We start from the raw sequence: 18,201 nt of genomic DNA on the forward strand, positions 1-18,201 counted from the left end.
AGGGGTTCTATGGCAACTATCGGACGAGTTCGGAAGAGTTGTTGTTTAGCCAATGTGCGAGCTCAGTTGCAAAGGCCTCCGGCTGATCCTCTTGGACATATGTGCGCGAGTTTTGTATCAGCTTGAAGGTGGACTGTTGAAAAATAGCGTCGACCCGCAGCCCCAATTGCTGCGGAAACAGCTTGTCGTCGTCGGCTCCCCACAGGACAAGCACCGGTTGGCGAAATTGGCGAAGCTGCTCGGCAGCCTGCAGCGTGATGCGGGGAGACCACCCCTTTACAACCTTCCTGAAGTCGGCCCGAATGCCGCGTTGCCTAATAAACGATGAAATATAGAGCGTGGACGCCTCATGCTTGGTCAGGCGATGAGAGAGGAGGCCAAGCACGAGAGGCGTAGTAAGCAAAGCTTTGCAACGGAATAATTGGGCCATGAGCCACGTAAAGCCGGGAATGCGGACACCGGTTTTCAGCGAGGCAAACGCCTTGGGAGGGAAAACCTCAAATGCATCGGTGTTGCACAGAACAAGATGAGAAACACGATCCGGATAAAGCGATGCAAAAACTTGCCCGTAAGCGCCTCCCGTGTCATTGCCGACAAGAACAATGTTGTCAAGCTTCAAGGCTTCGATAAACTGTTCTAGAATGAGCGCAACGCCGTGCGGCGAAAGATCCGCCTTGTGGGCAAGCGGAATGGCATGACCCCCGAGCGGAAGGTCGGGAACGATGCAGCGAAATTCGCTCGACAAGAGTGGAATAACTTTCCGCCATGTATTTCCGTTGCTCAAAGCTCCGTGCAAAAAAACGATGGTTCTGCCGCAGCCCTCATCCCGGTAGCGAATGGTGCCTGCCTCAATAGTTACTGTTTTCAATCGCATCAGCCTCCCCATTTGGTTGTGCAGAAAGTATAACATACTCTCGGTATGTTTAACATACCGAGAGTATGTTATAGGCTAAAGCTTTTCCAAATAGGCGGTTCAGCAGTTATAATACAGGTATGAGCGAAAAACGACGAAAAAAACAAGATGCCGAATGGACGAAGGAAGCATTGCTGCAGCAGGCGCAATTGCAATTTGCCGAATACGGCTATGCGGGAACTTCAATTGATGAAGTTGTAAGACGGGAACAACTGACGAAAGGAGCAGTCTACTACTATTTCAAGGATAAAAAAGATTTGTTTGCCCAGGTGGTGGATCGGCTTCTAAATCGTATGGTGCAGCAAATCGCAACGACCATTGCACAAAAGAGCGACCCGTGGGAAAAAGCGTTGACCGCCATCGATACGTATTTGGAGGGATGCCTTAACAAGGAGTACCGGCAAATCGTATTGAGGGACGCACCGGTTGTGCTGGGCTGGACGGAATGGCGGGAGAAGGAGCGGCAAAGCGTGGTTGGCTTGTCGACTTTGCTGCTGGAGCAATTAATGGAAGCGGGACTTATGAAGAGGCAGCCTTTGGACATGCCCGCCTATATGCTGTTTGGCGCGGTAACGGAAGCGGGGATCGGCATTGCCGAATCAGATGATCCGGCGCGTGCCCGGGAGCAGGCCAAACAAGTAATTAGAAGTATATTGCAAGCTCTTTAAAGTTGCGAGGCGAGAGCTGCATATCGAATGGCACCTATGCAAGTGCAAAGCGAAAGAACAAAAAAGTTGGACGGAAAACATGACATGTTTCCGCCCAACTTTTTATTTTGGGGACTTATTGGACAACCCCCTTTTACTATATAAGCCTTGTGATCCGCGCTGCAAAGCCCCATTTCTAGGGGCTTTTTTGATTTTTTAAACGATTTCACTTTTTTTAAGCTCGCTTCTTTCGGGCTATTTAAGCGTTTTCATTTATTTATGATTGCGCTTTCATTTTGCTCGGAGCTATATTGGACCCACAGCCCGAAACTAAATCCACAAGGAGTGAATCATCATGTCAGACGAAGCTTTACAGGCCGGCAAAGCAGCTGGCGGGAGGCGACGGTTCAAGTCGCTGCGCAATGACAGCTCGCTGTTTCTGCTTGCGCTGCCTGGCGTAATTGTACTTGTGCTATTCGCCTACCTGCCTATGAGCGGGCTCATACTCGTATTTAAAAACTACAATTACAACGGCGGCATATTCGGCAGCCCTTGGGCAGGCTTCGAAAACTTTGAATTTTTCTTCTCGAGCATGGACAATGCGATCCGCGCTACCCGCAATACCATAATGCTGAACGTGCTGTACATGCTTACAGGAACGTTTTTCTCAGTTGCCATTGCTATCGTACTAAATGAGCTGAGAGGCAAGCTATTTATTAAGATTACGCAAAGCGTCATGTTTTTTCCTTATTTTATTTCCTGGATCGTCATTGGGGCGATATTGTTTTCCTTCCTCGACTTTGACAAAGGTGTCATGAATAAACTGCTCGAGGCAGTGGGCATGCAGCCCGTTGACTGGTACTCCAATCCGTGGCTGTTCGTAGTTGTCCTTGTGCTTGCGAATATTTGGAAAAGCGCAGGCTATGGCGCCATCATTTATTATGCGGTGCTGCAAGGCATCGATCCTTCTTATTATGAGGCTGCCCGTATAGATGGCGCCTCGCGTACACAGCTGATTACACGCATTACGCTGCCCCTGCTTATCCCGTCGATTATCCTGCTTACTTTGCTTGGAATCGGGGGAATGCTCAAGGGCGATCTCAGCATGATTATGGGCGTCACCTTCCTGAATCCGCTGCTGCTTCCGACTACCGACATTATCGACGTGTATGTATATCGTACAGCTATCCGCTCCGGTGAATTTGGCTTCGCTTCAGCTATTACGCTGTATCAGTCCGTCTTCGGGTTTCTGCTCGTGCTGATCGCAAACAAGCTGGCAGGCTGGTATGACAAGGAAAGCAAACTATTTTAGGAGACATGTGCTATGGCTAATCAAGAAAACAGAATGCTTATTATCGTTTTTTATGCCTGCATCAGCCTATTCGCCCTTATTTGCCTGATTCCGTTCGTAATGGCCGTCTCAGGCTCATTCTCGACAGAGTCGAGGCTCGCAGCGGAAGGTTATTCCTTCCTCCCACGGGGCTTTAGTCTGGATACGTATGCTTTTATGTTTGGCTCAAAGGCGGAGCAAATTTTGCAAGCTTATTTGACCTCGGCGATCGTTACGGTGCTAGGCACAGCGTCCGCCGTGCTCGTTACGACAGCTTACGCCTACGTTATTTCGGTGAAGGGCTTCCGGTACCGCAACTTTTTCGCCTTTATGGCTTATTTTACGATGCTGTTCAGTGGCGGCACGCTGCCTTGGTATATTTTAGCTACAAAATATTATCATCTGGACAATACGCTTGCCGGCCTGTTCGTGCCCTATTTGCTCAACGTATTTCTCATGTATTTGCAAGCCAACTATTTCAAAAGCATTCCCCATGAAATTATCGAATCTGCCCAAATCGACGGTGCGGGCCATATTCATATCTTTTTCCGCATTATGCTGCCGCTTGGACAGGTGGGTCTCGTTACGATCTCGCTGTTCTATGCGCTGCAGTTCTGGAATGATTTTTACTTGCCGCTGCTGCTCGTTTCGGAGGAGAGGCTGTATACGATCCAATACATGATGTACAACATGATGGCCAACATTCAATATTTGGCTTCTGGAAACAGTGCGCAGATTGGCGGCGCTATAATCGCTCCCCCTCTAGAGACAGCGAAGATGGCGATGACCTGTCTGACCGTGCTGCCAATCGCGATTTTGTACCCGTTTCTCCAGCGTTATTTCGTAAGGGGAATTATCGTCGGCTCCGTCAAGGGCTGATACGGCTTTTTACGGTTGTACATGGTATGATGGACGAATTCCTTCGTTTTAGATCAGCGTCCATGCTGCCATTGAACAATATACAAACATAAAAACATTACAGGAGGGTTCACACATGGTAAAAAAACGCGTATGGTCAGCTCTGCTCTTGGCAGCGCTGCTGCTTGTCTCCGCCTGCGGCACGGGAAGCAATAATGGGAAGGAAGCCGCAACGCCTGCTAATGGCTCAAATAATGAAAGCGCTAGCAGCGCACTTAAGCCGGCCAAGCTGAAAATCGTCCTTTATGGCGATGAGTCCAGCCGCATGAAGGAGCTGTCCAAAGCCGAATTCAAGGATCTGATCAAAAAAGAAATCAACGCCGAAATTGAATTTCAGTTTCTGCCCTGGACGGAATACGGTGGCGGAAAAACCGATCTGATGCTGTCCACCGGCGAGGATTTTGCCACCTACACAGATACGAATTACATGGTCAAGTCAGTGGCAAAAGGGCTGTATACCGACCTGACGCCATTTATTGAAAATTCGGCTGGCGATATGAAAAAATCAATTGACGACAATTCCTTTACCGCCTTCCAGCTTGATGGCAAGCAGTATGCGGTTCCGGTAGGCAATAAGCCTAACTCCGGGGAGTTTTACAGCGTGCTGGCGCGTCAAGATTTGCTGGAGGAGGTTGGAATGAGTGCTATTTCATCCTTGGCTGAGCTTGAGGAGTTTTATGATAAGGTCCACGCGAAGCATCCTGAGCTGATTGGCTATGCAAGCACGGATGCCCGCAAAATGCTGATGTACGAGTACACGGACAAAAATTTGTTCTGGCAAAATGATATGCTCGCGATTGATGAATCGGCCAAGGATGACAAGGTCATCAGCTGGTTTGAAAGCGAGGAGTTCAAAGCGTATGCGGCAATAATGAGGGGCTGGTACCAAAAAGGCATTATTCCTAAATATGCGGCGACTAATCTGCCCCAATTGCAATCCGATTGGAACTCCGGCAAGGCGATGTTCTGGGCTGGAACGGCAGCGCGTCCGTTTGAAGGGGCTGCCTCGATTACGCAGGCTGTTCCGACAGCGAAGCTTGCCAACTATTTTCTAAGCAAGGATCTGCCAAAGATTAGCCGTGGCACGTATAGCACTGCCTGGTTTGTATCGGCTAATGCGGCTGATCCGGAGCGTTATGTCATGTTCTTCAATTTGCTTCAGAAAAATCAGGAGCTATACGATTTGTTCGCTTATGGAATCAAGGATAAGGACTACACGCTTGATGAGAACGGCAGACTGACGCGCAATACGACCGATTCGCTTATTCCGGACTGGCTGCTGATGAATAAAAACTTTATGCGCTTCGACAATACCGTTCCAGATGATTTTATTGCCCAGTATAAAGCATGGGATGATGATGCAATTATTTCCAAGGGTGCAGGCTTCAACTTCGACAATACGCCGGTGAAAAATGAAGAAACCAAAATCAATGGTGTTTTCTCGGAGCTGCTGGCGCCTATAGCCAGTGGTTTCCTGGATTACGATGCGTATTACCCGAAGGCGCTGGAGAAGCTTAAAGCCGCAGGCTTTGACAAATATATAGCTGAATACCAGAAGCAGTTTTCTGAGTGGTATGCAGCGAAGCCGCAAGGCTAGACCGATTTTTTAAAAGCAGATACGCAGAATAAGGCTTGTAAGCTTAAAAATTAAGGCGGTACAGCTGCTTGTTAAGCGCTGTGCCGTCTTTTTTTGTGCTGCCAGTCGGGCTAATAACGTCTGATTAATCACGAATTCGCCGCTTTTAGATGGGGAATACAAATTAAAAGCAAGCTTAATTATATTATAATAGGCTTATGGCCCAGAACGAACCGGGACAAAGGGGCCGGAAGGAAGGTGATACGAGGCAAAATTGTTGAGACAGCCAAATTTTTCTGTGATATAATACTAAATACCTACTAATTGGAGCTGAAAATGACGATGAATAGGAATATAAGCCTCTATGAAGCACTTGGAGGAGATAGGTCTTTAAGACTTATTGTGGAAGCATTTTACCCGAAGGTACAGGCTCATCCCCTTCTTGGTCCACTGTTTCCGGAAGATATTAATCCGGTTATGGAGAAGCAGCACATGTTTCTCACCCAGTTTTTTGGAGGGCCAACGCTGTTTTCCGATGCTTTCGGCCATCCGATGATGCGTGCTCGTCATATGCCTTTCGAGATTACGCCACAGCGTGCTGAGGCTTGGCTCGATTGCATGAACAGAGCGCTACAGGAAGTAGGCATTGAGGACGAGCTAAGACAGTTTGTAATTGAAAGACTATCAGGACCTGCCCATCATTTTGTAAACACACCGGAATAGGAGATGTGGTCTGTATGGAACCGCTATACGAAACGAAAGTACAATGCATTTGCTGTGAGACAAGCTTTATAACCTCGCGCGTGCGTCCTAGTTTTAAGAAAGCGGTGAAGTCAGACACAGACTTCTGCGGATATTATAAAGCGGATATAAATCCCGATTATTATGTCGTTCGCGTATGCCCAACATGCGGCTATGCGTCGACGGAGAATGGAACGGAACGGCTGAGCGATAAACAGAAGATGAGCTATTATGAAAATATTGGCTCGCGCTGGGCTGCACGTGAGTTTAGCGGCGAGCGCACACTTCAACAGGCTATGGCTACGTACAAGCTGGCGCTGTTGTCGGCCCAATCGGTGAGCGAGTCCCAACGTGTTATCGCTGGAATTTTGCATCACATTGCATGGTTGTACCGCTATGAAGGCAACCACGCCGAAGAGCAGCGGTTTCTGAGATTTGCGCTGCAAGCCTATTTGAGAGTTTTTGAAGGGGAAGGCGCGGAGCTTAATGGCGCTAAACTGATGTATTTGATTGGCGAGCTGAACAGACGCATCGGCGAACGTGCTGAGGCTGTGCGCTGGTTCTCGCGCATCGTGAATGACAAGCGCATTATGGATGCCGCGATGATACGGGCAAGCCGCGAGCAATGGCAGCTCATTCGCGAGGAGCAGGAAACGAGCAGAATGCTGGAGCAAGAGCCGCATGGCGAACTGACATCTGCTTAATACGAATCAGGCATGAAGCAGTCTGGTACAAATAAAGAAGCTTTCGCATTTCCGCTGTAAGCAGCGGGTGCGGAAGCTTCTTGTTTTTGCTGTGAGGCCAGCGGGCAATTGCCTGCTAGCCTGATTTAGTTGAACGGGAGCAGGAGGCTTCAGACAAGGGACAGGCGCTCTATTTTTCATAAAAGGCTTGGAGGGCTGGTCCGCGCTGCCTGGTTAGCTGCCTAGCTTGCGCAAGCGCTCAGTTGCCAGCAAATAGTCGCCATCTACATCGATGATCGTTACTCGGTTGTGGCAGCAGGGAAAGACCAGCAGCTTTTTTTTGCCTTGCTGAATGAGCGGAATTTCCTTGGGACGAATCGGGAGTAACACATTGCTGGCCTGGCAAAACGGACAAGCATGTACATAGATATCATTCATGATGATGTCGTAGGGCCAGGTGTTCTCAAACGGAATCATACAGGCTTGTCTCCTGAAGCTTCATCTTCAGAAGGGTTCGCAGCGGCTGCGCTCGCCTGTGCTTCGGCTTTGGCGAGCTCCCCGAGCTTTTGCAGCAAAATGTGTTTTGGCATATGCATTAAGTGTTCAATCGGTATGCCGAGCTGCTTGGACAGCTTGATTGCGGTATCCGCTGAAATTTGTAAAGGCTGGGACATGGTAGAAATCCTCCAATCTGTATATAATTAAGTTATACACCGCCTCCGGAGAATGCGCAAATGAAAAGCGAATCTTGCGGGCGGTTTTTAGTGAAATAGAAGCAATTATAAGTTTCACACCTATTAATAGGCTGATGATTGGGCAAGGAGAGGAGATAGACTAATGTCAGTTGGTCATTATTCATTAACATGGAATTTGGACTCTATTTATGCAGGAGGAGCGGGCTCGAAGGCTTTTGCAGCGGAGCTGGCAGCGGTGCAGCAGGAGCTGTTGGAACTGGAGGAGCTGCTGGCAGCACCGCAGGAGGGAGCCGCATATTTAAACAAGGCAACGGAGCTTGTACAGTCGGTTTTGCTGCGGATGCGCCAGTCGGATTCATTCGTAGCTTGCTTGACCGCGCAAAATATGAAGGACAAGGCGGCAACTGCTCTGAATGATCGCATTAAAACATTGAATGCGGCTTTTCAGGGCGCGCTGATGCGCTACGATAATGTGCTGCGGAGTGTGGACGATGCCAGCTGGGCAGCGTGGATCAGCGAAGGGCCAGCGGCTGAGATTGCATTCAGCTTGACGGAGCGCCGCGAGCAGGCGAAGGAGAAGCTGTCTCCGGAGCTGGAGTCTTTAATCGAAGATATGGCGGTGGACGGCTATCATGGCTGGGGAGATTTGTACAATCTCGTCGTATCGCGGGCGAAATTTAATGATGTCGATGCAGATGGCGAGAAGCGCGAGCTTTCGGCAGGACAGATGTTTAATAAGCTGTCAGCTAGCGACCGTACGGTACGGCAGGCGGCTTTTGCCGAGTGGGAACGGGAATGGGGCGAGCAGGCTGATCTGTGCGCAGACGCCTTGAACCGAATTTCGGGCTTCCGCCTGAAATTGTATGGCAAGCGGGGCTGGGACTCGGCGCTCAAGGAGCCGCTGCAAATGAACCGGATGAGCGAGAAGACGATCGGGGCCATGTGGTCGGCGATCAATGAGGGCAAGCCGGAGCTGGTCAAATATATGCAGCGCAAAGCGAAGCTGCTTGGTGTCGAGCAGATGGATTGGCATGACATGTATGCGTCCATCGGTACGGCGGAGAAGGTTGTCAGCTACGACGAGGGCGCGGCGCAAATTTTAGAGCAGTTTGCGAAGTTCAGCCCGGAGCTGGCCGCTTTTTCGGAAAAAGCATTTGTAGACAAATGGATCGAGGTTGAGGATCGTCCGGGCAAACGTCCTGGAGGCTTCTGTACTTCTTTGCCGAAAAGCAAAGAGACAAGAATTTTTATGACGTATTCGGGTACGGCATCGAATGTGTCGACACTCGCGCATGAGCTTGGACATGCTTACCATCAGCATGTCATGAATGATTTGCCAGCCTATTCGCAGGAATATGCGATGAATGTGGCAGAGACAGCCTCGACGTTCGCAGAGCTGATCGTATCGGATTCCGCGCTCAAGGCTGCTACGGACAAAGATGAGAAAATCGCTCTGCTGGAAGAAAAATTGAGCAGCGCGGTGTCCTTTTTCATGGATATTCATGCGCGGTTTTTATTCGAGACGCGTTTCTATGAGCGTCGTGCCGAAGGCATGCTGACCGTGGAAGAGCTGAACAAGCTGATGGAGGAAGCGCAGCATGAAGCATTCTGCGGCGCATTCGGACAGGTGCATCCGTTGTTCTGGGCATCGAAGCTGCATTTCTACTTTACGGATGTGCCTTTCTACAACTTCCCGTATACGTTCGGCTACTTGTTCAGCGCGGGCATTTACGCACGGGCAGTGAAGGAAGGAGCAGCTTTTGCTGACCGCTATGTGGCGCTGCTGCAAGATACCGGCCGCATGACGGTTGAGGATTTGGCGCAAAAGCATTTGGGTGTCAACTTGGAGGAGCCGGATTTCTGGCGGGAAGCGGTCGCTTTGACGACTGCCGATGTAAAGCTGTTCCTAGAGATGACGGAGGAATAAAAATCTTAGGCTGTCGATACTTTTGGCAGCCTAAGATTTTTTTTGTAATATACGACTTTATGGAAAAAATAACATTTTATTATGCTCGGGGATATAATTGAAATTTGATTGTGTTGAAATTATAGTTTCAATTATCTGATGGTCTTGCATTCTTATTAGTTTCAGTTCTCTTTCTCCATTAGGCAAATTTTGATTCACCAGTGTATATTCGTCATTGCACCATTTTATCGTATATTCTGAACTTGTTGAATAGATTAACACCTTGTTTGTTTCCGTTAACGCGTAAATATGACTTTCATTTAAGGTATTTAACAAACCGTATAATTTTTTTTCATGAATAAAGATTTTCTTGTATTGTTCTTTGAAGTGTATCGTTCTTTTTGTTGATGCTTGTACGTTATAAATCAATAATTCTGATGTTCCTTTAATTAGATGATATTTATAGATGTATATTTGATGCTCATTTGTTTGTACGCTTATAAAGGCCTGACTTGAATCACAGTCGGAAATGATCGAAGTAGCCGGAATGGTTTTTTTTTCATGAATCAGGCTAATGAAATATTCTAATTCAATTAACACTATGCTTTGAATTTTGGTATGCGCATTCATAGCGTCACCACTATTTAAAATTTCCTCTTTTTCAAATGCAGAAATTCTTCCCGTTTTAATAACTAAAAAAGTCTTCTCATTATCATTAATTAAGTCAATGGAATCAGTATTTAAAATGTTATCATTGACTCCTATTTTTTCCTGTATAATGAGCGATTTTTGGGATTTAATATCTACTAACAGATATTTTGCAAACCCTGAATAGCTTAGTTTAGGAGATGAAGGTGAATCAGGTATAGCTAGAATAAAATAGTTTTTGCTTAATCCATACACTAGAGTATTCCATACTTTCGAAGAGTCTCTATTTTCTGAATCAAATTCATCTAATTGTAGTCGGTAAACCTCTTTGGCTTGCAATTGCTCAATGTTTAATCGATGGATGCTAATTTCAGAATAAAATTCTCCCCAGTGTACATAAACAAAATAATTGTAAAATGGTGTTGCATTAAAGTTCTCAATATGAACGCTCGGATCGTATTCAAAGTAGTCCAAGCTATCATTCATTGAATCATAACGAAGAATACCGGCCTGGGAACCAAGTTCCCTAGTCCAGTCTTCATTTATATCTCTGCTTACACGGTGAGTTGCATAGCGACTTTGAATAGTGGAGTTAAACGCACCGACAAACCTGTTCTCAAATCCAGCAATTATTCTGGTTAATATCATGTTTACCTCCTTAATTCAAGCAATATCGCCACCCGTAACAATTGTTGCGGGTGGCGATATTTTACTATGTTCCAGGATAGAACCAAACATGGTTACTAAACTGTTCTCCTGTTCTTTCCACTGGGTGATAATGTTCGTAATAACCATCATTAGCGCCGTGGGCTTGGTTGTATTTAGCATAGCCAGTCACTTTTTTAGCTGCCTGTTCTGACTTTGCACTTGTTTTTGCAAACAAATTTATATCTTTGCTATTTCCTGTGTTCAGATAAGCAAAAGCCGCACTGTCATTAGGGAAGGCTGCGGGATTAAGGTATATATCACCGTTTCTTAACCATGCTGCCCAATAATTATAATTTTTTTGCTTTTTAATATCGTTAATTAAGTCATTTATAGAATAAGCTATAATGCCTGCAATTGTTATACTAAGGGCATGAGAAGCGAGAAAAGCAAGTAGAGCCGATCCTGCCCATTCAATAACGGGAATTAAAACGCCTATCCATTGGGCTTGAACACTGTCTGTTCCTTGCTCAAGTTTAAATTCTTCACCAGTATTCACGTCAATAATAATGGCATCAACAATATCTCCATCAATTGTTTCTGCGTCTACTTTAAATTCGGAATAGGAATATACGCTGTTTGTTACCCCCATTTTTGAGAGGAAATTTTGTTTCTGTTCGATAGCCTCCAAGGTTATTTCATTCGTTTCCTTGTCTAGTGTAGCAAAAAGTTGATCACCGTCTTTCTCTGCTTTTACCCTTACAAGTTTATCATCCTTTTGAATAACTACAAAATTGTACTCATTTGAATCCTTATTTCCATTAGCTACTACAACATTATTAAATACAAGGAATATTAGGCTTACTGAAAGAAGAATTGAGAGTGTTTTTTTTAATATCATATTATATATAATCCTCCAAGTTGATCAAAATTGTACAAATCCCCACCCAAAAGTGCCATCAAAGCCCCTATCACCAATATCTTTTGAATGTTGTTTTAGTGTCGTTAAAATATCTTTAGGATCAGTTCCTTTTTCGAGAAGTAAAGCGATAACTCCTGTGATAAATGGTGTAGCAATAGATGTTCCACTGGTTACTTCGTAGGAGCTGTCTGACGAAGTGGATACAACATTAACTCCGGGAGCACTAAAATCAACTTTTCCAATACCGGAATTCTCTTTTCTATGTAATTGGAAATCTACAGCAGTGACAGAAATGACTTCATTATAAGAGGCTGGAAATCCCGCTGTTCCCCCATTCGAATTCATGACCGAAGAGACAACAATCACACCTGCATCTGTTGCTTTTTTTATTGTGCTTTTAAGAAGTTCCTTATCATCTTTAATGGCAAAGCTTAAGTTGATGACATCGATATTATTTTCAATAGACCATTCTATTCCTTTTTTTACATCTTCAATTTTGCCGTAACCAAACCTGTCAAGTACTTTTACAGGATAAATTTCCGCAAATGGTGCAATCCCTCTTATACCTATTCCATTGTGCTGTGCAACGATAATACCAGTAATCATCGTCCCATGACCATTATCGTCTTTAGGTTTCAAACCAGGAGTAATAGCATTAAATCCTGGTTTGATTTTGCCTTCAAAGTCGGGATGAGATTCAGTAATACCAGTATCCAAAATAGAGATTTTTACTTTTTTACCATAGAAGCCTTCTGACCACAAAGAATGAACACCTAGTTTTTTTTCACCCCAATTGGCATATTCGTTATCTTTATAATCTTCTAACTCCTCATGATAAACAGGTCTAGTAAAATTGAAGATAAGTAAAATAAGGAATAGGGAGACGCAAGATAGAATAACTAAAATTCTTAATTTTGTTTGAATCAACTCCTTCACATTTTTAAAAAAGGATAATAACACTTTGATGACATAATTTTATTTACACCATAAATAGTATTTGTGGTAAATAATTATTTTTCATATTATGTATTTACATAAGGTTAATTGTGGGAATGGGGACAAATGAGAGGCTCACTGGGATGTTAGAGCAAGATTTTTTTCCTTAGTTCAATAACTGATAGAGCGTCATATAGCGGTCATTTTTTTCGAAAAGGTCATTAATGAGCATTATATAGTTCTCTTTAATCCGCTATCAGAAACACTAATAGTATTATGTCGTCTTATATATTGTGCATTATATTTATATGTGTTATATTAATTGCGGATAATGACCATTTAATATGATGACTATCTTATAGATAGATATGGTCGAGAGGGGGAGAGAACGGTCATACAGCTATCATCCAGGCAGTTAGAGCTTATTGAGCTGGTAAAGAAGCATGCGCCTGTTACCGGAGAGCAACTTGCAGATTATATTGGCGTGAGCCGTCCTACTCTGCGCTCGGATTTTTCGCTGCTCGTGATGCTGGGGCTTCTTGATGCCAAGCCAAAAGTCGGTTATTTCCTAGGCAATGCTTACCTCGGCATCGACAACTCGGAAACGAGGCAGCGCTTTGATCATATGAAGGTTGCCGAAATACAAGGCGTGCCAGTGAACATACCGGATACCCTTTCCGTTCATGATGCTGTTATCACTTTGTTTACCGAAAATGCGGATACGCTGCTTATTGTTAATGAAGATAAAAAATTTGTCGGCATTGTTACGCCCAAGGACTTGCTGAAAATTACGCTAGGCAATGCGGGAGCTGCATCCATTCCAGTAAGCATGGTCATGACGCGCTTTCCGAATATCGTGACGCTTTCCAGCGAGGATTCGGTGGCGGATGCGATTCGCAAAATGATTTTACATCAAGTGGACTGTTTGCCGGTTATTACGTCGGTGGACGAGTCCGGTCAAGGTCCCGAGGTTACCGGTTGGGTGTCCAAATCCAATATAATTCGTCTGATGTCGGACATCGCAGCAGCAGAGGAACTGGGGGAACAGGGTTTATGACAGAAGAAATCATATACGTGTGCTCCGATGCCGTAGGCGAAACAGCTGAGGCAGTGGCGAAAGCAACGCTGCGGCAGTTTTCTTCGGAGCATGTCAAAATTAAACGTTATGGTCACATGAAGACGGAGGACGAGGTTATTCAGCTTGTTGCCGAAGCAGCACGCACTGGCGGCTTCATCAGCTATACGCTCGTCCAGCCGGAATTGCGCGAGCTTATGAAGCAAGAAGCTTTACGCTGGGGTGTTCGCGCAGTCGATGTGATGGGTCCGATGATGCAAGCCTACGTGGATACCTTTGGCAGCTTTCCGAAACGCAAGCCCGGCTTGCTGCATTCGATGGATGATGAATATTATCGCCGAATGGAAGCGATTGAGTTCGCGGTTAAATATGATGATGGAAAAGATGCGCGAGGTTTTATGCAGGCCCAAGTGGTGCTGATCGGCGCATCGCGGACGTCGAAGACGCCGCTTAGCGTGTTCTTGTCCCACAAAGGCATTAAAGCGGCGAATTTGCCGCTGATGCCAGAGGTAAAGCCGCCAGCTGAGCTGTACCCATTGCCAGGCCGGCTTATTGTTGGCTTGACGATGCAGCCGGAGCAGCTGCTGCACATAAGGTCCGAGCGTTTGAAGACGCTGGGCTTGCCGGGTTCGGCCCAATACGCTTCCATGGAACGCATCATGGAGGAGCTTAATCATGCTTCACGCGTCATGGAGGAGCTGGGCTGCCCTGTCATTGATGTGACGAGTCGGGCGATTGAGGAAACGGCTGGCATTATTATAGAAATGATGAACAGCTAGAATTGCTGGACGAAAAGGTATAGAAGGCGAAAAGTTGGCAATACGAAGGAGAGGGAGATAACAGATGCTGGAACGCGAATTATCTTTGGAGCTTATACGAGTAACGGAGCTTGCCGCACTTGCGGCTTCTCCATGGATGGGACGCGGCGACAAGCATAGCGCAGACGGTGCGGCAACGGAAGCGATGCGCAGCATGTTCGACACCGTTTCCATTCGTGGAACCGTTGTAATTGGCGAAGGCGAGATGGATGAGGCGCCGATGCTGTATATCGGAGAGCAGGTCGGCAGTATGAATGGTCCTGAGGTTGACGTGGCAGTAGACCCGCTTGAGGGTACTGAGATCGTTGCCAAGGGGCTAAATAATGCGATGGCTGTCCTTGCTGTAGCGCCGAAAGGCCAATTGCTGCATGCCCCTGACATGTATATGGAGAAGCTTGCAGTGGGCCCTGCACTTGCCGGGAAGCTGTCGCTGCGCGACCCGATTGTGACAACGCTTGAAAAAGCGGCCCTCGCCCTTGATAAGCCAGTATCTGATCTCACCGTCATGATTCTCGATCGAGAGCGTCATGCAGATACCATTCTAGAGCTGCGCAAAGCAGGTGTCCGAATCAAGTTTCTGTCAGACGGAGACGTAGCGGGCGCGATGGCACCTTCCTTCCCTGAAGCGGGTATTGATCTGTATGTAGGCTCTGGCGGCGCGCCTGAAGGTGTACTGGCAGCTGCTGCCCTTAAATGTCTAGGCGGAGAAATTCAAGGACGCCTCATGCCGGAAAATGAAGAGCAGTACGAGCGCTGCATTTCTATGGGGCTGTCCGACCCTCGCAAAATTTTGTATATCAACGATATGGTCGGCACGGATGATGTGATTTTCGCTGCGACTGGCGTTACGCCAGGTGAGTTTATGGGTGGTGTTCGTTATTTGCCCGATCAGCGGGCTGAGACACATTCGATCGTTATGCGGGCCAAAACCCGTACGATTCGTTACGTGAAATCGCTCCATTACTTGCCAAACAAACCGCTGTTGCGATAGGATGCTTTTATGAAAATCGAATTTTTTAATGAAAATGAGAGGTTTACCTTCGATGTTCGCAGAAGCATTTTGCTTGGCGCGTATATGGCACAGTGGGGCATGCCGGAATATCGGGTAGTGCTGTCCAAGCCGGAAAGCGGCGTCTATATTGAAATGTACCTTTTTCCCGATCGTAAAGGCGTTTCAAGATTTGTGACGATTGGCTTGTCCAATACGCTTTACAAGTCTGGGCAACCCGTAGCCTCTGAATGGATGCTGGCGCTTCCTTCTGATTTGGGAGGAGAGAAGCAAGAGCGAATCTTTACTTATTTTGCCGATTTAATTGCTCACCATATCGAAAAAGCCTCCAGCTCGTCTGTTCCTCTCGTCATGGGCTCAAGTGCTTTAGCACCAGACAACTGGAATGCGAAAGCTTTGTTGATCGATGAGCTGCGCGGCGAAAGCGATAGCTTGGAGGAGCTGAAGGTGGGCAATGAGGTTTTTCCACTCTTATGGGCAGTTCCGATTACCGAAAAAGAAGCGGCGATTATTTTGGAAAAAGGAATTGAGGATTTCGACGAAATCTTTGAAAAGTCTGATTATTCTATAATTGATCCTTGCCGTCCGTAATCTAGCATTAGATTTGACAGGAAATGAAATGGATAATAACAGTTTAGAATAGAAGAGAGGAAGTTAGCGTATGAGTCGTACTTTTGTAATGGTGAAACCGGATGGGGTTAAACGCGGCCTAATTGGCAATATCGTAGCAAGGTTTGAGGAAAAAGGGTTTGAGCTTGTACAAGCCAAGCTGATGAATGTAGATGTAGCGCTTGCTAAGCAGCATTATGTGGAGCATGTGGAAAAACCATTTTTCGGCGAATTGGTAGATTTCATTACTTCCGGCAAGGTGTTTGCAATGATTTTGGAAGGGCCCGATGCGGTGCAAAATGCAAGAAACATCATTGGCAAAACCAATCCGAAGGAAGCCCAGCCCGGATCGATTCGCGGCGATTATGCGTTATCCGTTGAAAGCAACATCGTACATGGTTCAGACTCAGATGAAAGCGCCGCTCGCGAAATTAAATTATTTTTTCAGCAATAGAGATCAGCAATCAGGAGGGTGAAGCTCGCAAGCGAAACAAGCTGCTCGCTGTTCTTTTATTGCTTCAAGCCGCCGGTCATGGCTCATGGCCTGGCGGCTTTTCTTTTGCCGCTAGGCCGCTCCCTAATGTATGATAGAAGCAGATGGACTGAGGTGCGCTTGCAAACTGAGCGACTAGAGAAAAAGGAGAAAACAAGGAGGCTATTGGAGATGGAGATCAGAGCGCTGGAAGCCAAACATTTTGAGGAAAGATTGAAGCTGTCCGAATATGCCTTTCAATTTAAACTTACACCAAGCCAACGGGAGCAGAATGAGCAAAAATTCCGCCCGGAGCAGGAGCTTGGCGCATTCGATGAGCAGGGGGAGCTTCTCTCGGCGCTTACTTTGCTGCCGCTCGAAATTTGGGTGCAAGGCAAGCCGTTCGCTATGGGCGGGCTCGCGGGGGTTGCGACATGGCCGGAGGCGAGAAGACTTGGCTGTGTAAGCGAGTTATTGAAACGGTCGCTTGAGTTAATGAAGGACGCAGGGCAGACGGTAAGCATGCTGCATCCGTTTGCGTTTGCCTTCTATCGGAAATTCGGCTGGGAGATGACGGTGGAGCGCAAGGCGTATACGATTGCAGCGGGCCAGCTTCCTCTGCGTAAAGCGACAAGCGGCCGAATGCAGCGGCTGGCAGAGGTGGATAGTGCGCTGCTGGATGAGGTGTATGCCGAGTTTGTATCGCGGTATACGGGAACGCTTGTTAGAACATCCGAGTGGTGGGCTCAGCGGGTACTCAGCAAGCCCGGTCACACAGCTGTATATTATAATGCGGACGATGAGGTGGCAGGATATGTGAGCTATCAAATTGAAAACCGTAAAATGACGATTCACGAGCTCGCTGTGCCAACAGAGGAGGCTCGCACTGCAATTTGGACCTTCATTAGCAACCATGACTCCATGCTGGATGAAGTTACTGTGACGGTGGCAAATGATGATCCACTGCCATTCCTGCTGCCAGACCCGAGAATCAAGCAGGAGCTGCAGTCTTATTTTATGACGCGGATTGTAGATGCGCAAGCTTTCGTGATCCAGTATCCTTTTGCTGCTGGTGATCAGGAAGAGACATTGGAGCTTGTGATTACAGATGCGTTCGCCGAGTGGAACAACGGCCAATTCCGGTTAGAATTCGATACAGCTGGGGCGGCACGTTTGACGAGAACAGAAGAAGAACAGTCGGATAAAAAGCAAGCGCCTGCTGCTCCTCAGCTTGCCTTGGATATCCAAACCCTGTCAGCGCTGCTGCTTGGTGGCCGTAAAGCCTCCTGGCTTGCAGAAGCGGGACGGATAACGGGCGATGCGGAAGCTGCTGCACTGCTCGAACGCCGGATACCGCAGCATAAGACGTTTTTGATGGACTTTTTTTAAGCGGAGTGCCGCAGCATTTGCAATAGTTAGGGCAGCAAGCAGGGTATGGGACGTTATTCGTTCCCATGCTCTGTTTTTTGATATGGATATTTATAAGCCTTCATTAAATAAATAGGAGACGTGGCGATTGGATCAGAGGCCAGTATAGATATGGCAGGAACTGCTTCAACACGGAGCATCCCATCTACCTACTTTGGCCGAAGCCATTAGCCTCAGGACCTTCTATCTAGTTTTGTATACAAAATGTATCGAATTTTGTCTATAAATCT

Annotated in this window: 19 protein-coding genes; 13 read left to right on the forward strand and 6 right to left on the reverse strand. The window is 46.7% G+C overall.

The annotated features are described in order from the left end of the window. Positions 1-16 precede the first annotated feature (16 nt). Positions 17-868 (reverse strand): alpha/beta fold hydrolase, encoded by an 852-nt coding sequence (locus AC50YG_RS15435; protein ID WP_494827935.1) that lies wholly within the window; start codon positions 866-868, stop codon positions 17-19. A 125-nt stretch (positions 869-993) separates the two neighbouring features. Between AC50YG_RS15435 and AC50YG_RS15440 the strand changes: the two genes are divergently transcribed. From AC50YG_RS15440 to AC50YG_RS15465, 6 genes are all read left to right on the forward strand, one after another. Next, positions 994-1,581 (forward strand): TetR/AcrR family transcriptional regulator, encoded by a 588-nt coding sequence (locus AC50YG_RS15440; protein ID WP_494827937.1) that lies wholly within the window; start codon positions 994-996, stop codon positions 1,579-1,581. 334 nt (positions 1,582-1,915) lie between these two features. Continuing rightward, complete coding sequence (locus AC50YG_RS15445; protein WP_494827939.1) at positions 1,916-2,872, forward strand: ABC transporter permease; 957 nt, start codon at positions 1,916-1,918, stop codon at positions 2,870-2,872. Positions 2,873-2,884: 12 nt separating this feature from the next. Next, positions 2,885-3,769, forward strand: coding sequence for a carbohydrate ABC transporter permease (locus tag AC50YG_RS15450; protein WP_494827940.1), 885 nt, complete (start codon positions 2,885-2,887; stop codon positions 3,767-3,769). 115 nt (positions 3,770-3,884) lie between these two features. Continuing rightward, a complete protein-coding gene (locus AC50YG_RS15455; protein ID WP_494827941.1) occupies positions 3,885-5,405 on the forward strand; it encodes a DUF3502 domain-containing protein in 1,521 nt (506 codons plus the stop codon). A 321-nt stretch (positions 5,406-5,726) separates the two neighbouring features. Further along, entirely contained in the window at positions 5,727-6,107 is a 381-nt protein-coding gene (locus tag AC50YG_RS15460; RefSeq protein ID WP_341279104.1) for a globin domain-containing protein, read from the forward strand. A gap of 14 nt (positions 6,108-6,121) precedes the next feature. Further along, on the forward strand, positions 6,122-6,829 hold the full coding sequence (locus AC50YG_RS15465; protein ID WP_341279103.1) for a DUF2225 domain-containing protein: 708 nt from the start codon (positions 6,122-6,124) through the stop codon (positions 6,827-6,829). Positions 6,830-7,042: 213 nt separating this feature from the next. On the opposite strand, the gene AC50YG_RS15470 is transcribed toward AC50YG_RS15465, so the two are convergent. Together AC50YG_RS15470 and AC50YG_RS15475 are read right to left on the reverse strand one after the other, a co-directional pair. Further along, positions 7,043-7,285 carry a hypothetical protein gene (locus AC50YG_RS15470; RefSeq protein WP_341279102.1) on the reverse strand — a complete coding sequence of 81 codons (243 nt, stop codon included), beginning with the start codon at positions 7,283-7,285 and terminating at the stop codon, positions 7,043-7,045. Next, positions 7,282-7,482, reverse strand: coding sequence for a YycC family protein (locus tag AC50YG_RS15475; protein WP_341279101.1), 201 nt, complete (start codon positions 7,480-7,482; stop codon positions 7,282-7,284). Before AC50YG_RS15475 ends, AC50YG_RS15470 begins: the two co-directional genes overlap by 4 nt. Positions 7,483-7,645: 163 nt before the next feature. Between AC50YG_RS15475 and AC50YG_RS15480 the strand changes: the two genes are divergently transcribed. Next, positions 7,646-9,430, forward strand: coding sequence for a M3 family oligoendopeptidase (locus tag AC50YG_RS15480; RefSeq protein WP_494827942.1), 1,785 nt, complete (start codon positions 7,646-7,648; stop codon positions 9,428-9,430). Positions 9,431-9,487: 57 nt separating this feature from the next. On the opposite strand, the gene AC50YG_RS15485 is transcribed toward AC50YG_RS15480, so the two are convergent. The 3 genes from AC50YG_RS15485 to AC50YG_RS15495 form a co-directional block, all read right to left on the reverse strand. Beyond that, a complete protein-coding gene (locus tag AC50YG_RS15485) occupies positions 9,488-10,705 on the reverse strand; it encodes a hypothetical protein (RefSeq protein ID WP_494827943.1) in 1,218 nt (405 codons plus the stop codon). 64 nt (positions 10,706-10,769) lie between these two features. After that, positions 10,770-11,603, reverse strand: a complete 834-nt coding sequence (locus AC50YG_RS15490) for a hypothetical protein (protein ID WP_494827944.1) — start codon at positions 11,601-11,603, stop codon at positions 10,770-10,772. A 24-nt stretch (positions 11,604-11,627) separates the two neighbouring features. After that, positions 11,628-12,551, reverse strand: a complete 924-nt coding sequence (locus AC50YG_RS15495) for a S8 family peptidase (RefSeq protein WP_494827945.1) — start codon at positions 12,549-12,551, stop codon at positions 11,628-11,630. A 403-nt stretch (positions 12,552-12,954) separates the two neighbouring features. On the opposite strand from AC50YG_RS15495, the gene AC50YG_RS15500 reads away from it, so the two are divergent. The 6 genes from AC50YG_RS15500 to AC50YG_RS15525 all read left to right on the forward strand — a co-directional run bounded on the left by AC50YG_RS15500 (position 12,955) and on the right by AC50YG_RS15525 (position 17,932). Continuing rightward, entirely contained in the window at positions 12,955-13,617 is a 663-nt protein-coding gene (locus AC50YG_RS15500) for a helix-turn-helix transcriptional regulator (protein WP_494828189.1), read from the forward strand. After that, complete coding sequence (locus tag AC50YG_RS15505; RefSeq protein ID WP_341279096.1) at positions 13,614-14,414, forward strand: pyruvate, water dikinase regulatory protein; 801 nt, start codon at positions 13,614-13,616, stop codon at positions 14,412-14,414. The genes AC50YG_RS15500 and AC50YG_RS15505 overlap by 4 nt, the downstream gene beginning before the upstream one ends. Before the next feature lie 67 nt (positions 14,415-14,481). Further along, positions 14,482-15,444 (forward strand): class II fructose-bisphosphatase, encoded by a 963-nt coding sequence (glpX, locus tag AC50YG_RS15510; protein ID WP_056041492.1) that lies wholly within the window; start codon positions 14,482-14,484, stop codon positions 15,442-15,444. A gap of 9 nt (positions 15,445-15,453) precedes the next feature. Next, positions 15,454-16,053, forward strand: coding sequence for a suppressor of fused domain protein (locus tag AC50YG_RS15515; RefSeq protein WP_473760917.1), 600 nt, complete (start codon positions 15,454-15,456; stop codon positions 16,051-16,053). A gap of 70 nt (positions 16,054-16,123) precedes the next feature. Next, positions 16,124-16,525, forward strand: coding sequence for a nucleoside-diphosphate kinase (gene ndk, locus AC50YG_RS15520; protein WP_341279094.1), 402 nt, complete (start codon positions 16,124-16,126; stop codon positions 16,523-16,525). A 210-nt stretch (positions 16,526-16,735) separates the two neighbouring features. Next, the gene (locus tag AC50YG_RS15525) at positions 16,736-17,932 is read left to right on the forward strand and encodes a GNAT family N-acetyltransferase (RefSeq protein WP_494827946.1); all 1,197 of its coding nucleotides are present in this window, start codon (positions 16,736-16,738) and stop codon (positions 17,930-17,932) included. Positions 17,933-18,201: the final 269 nt, after the last annotated feature.

The organism is Paenibacillus sp. J31R34, assembly GCF_059383715.1.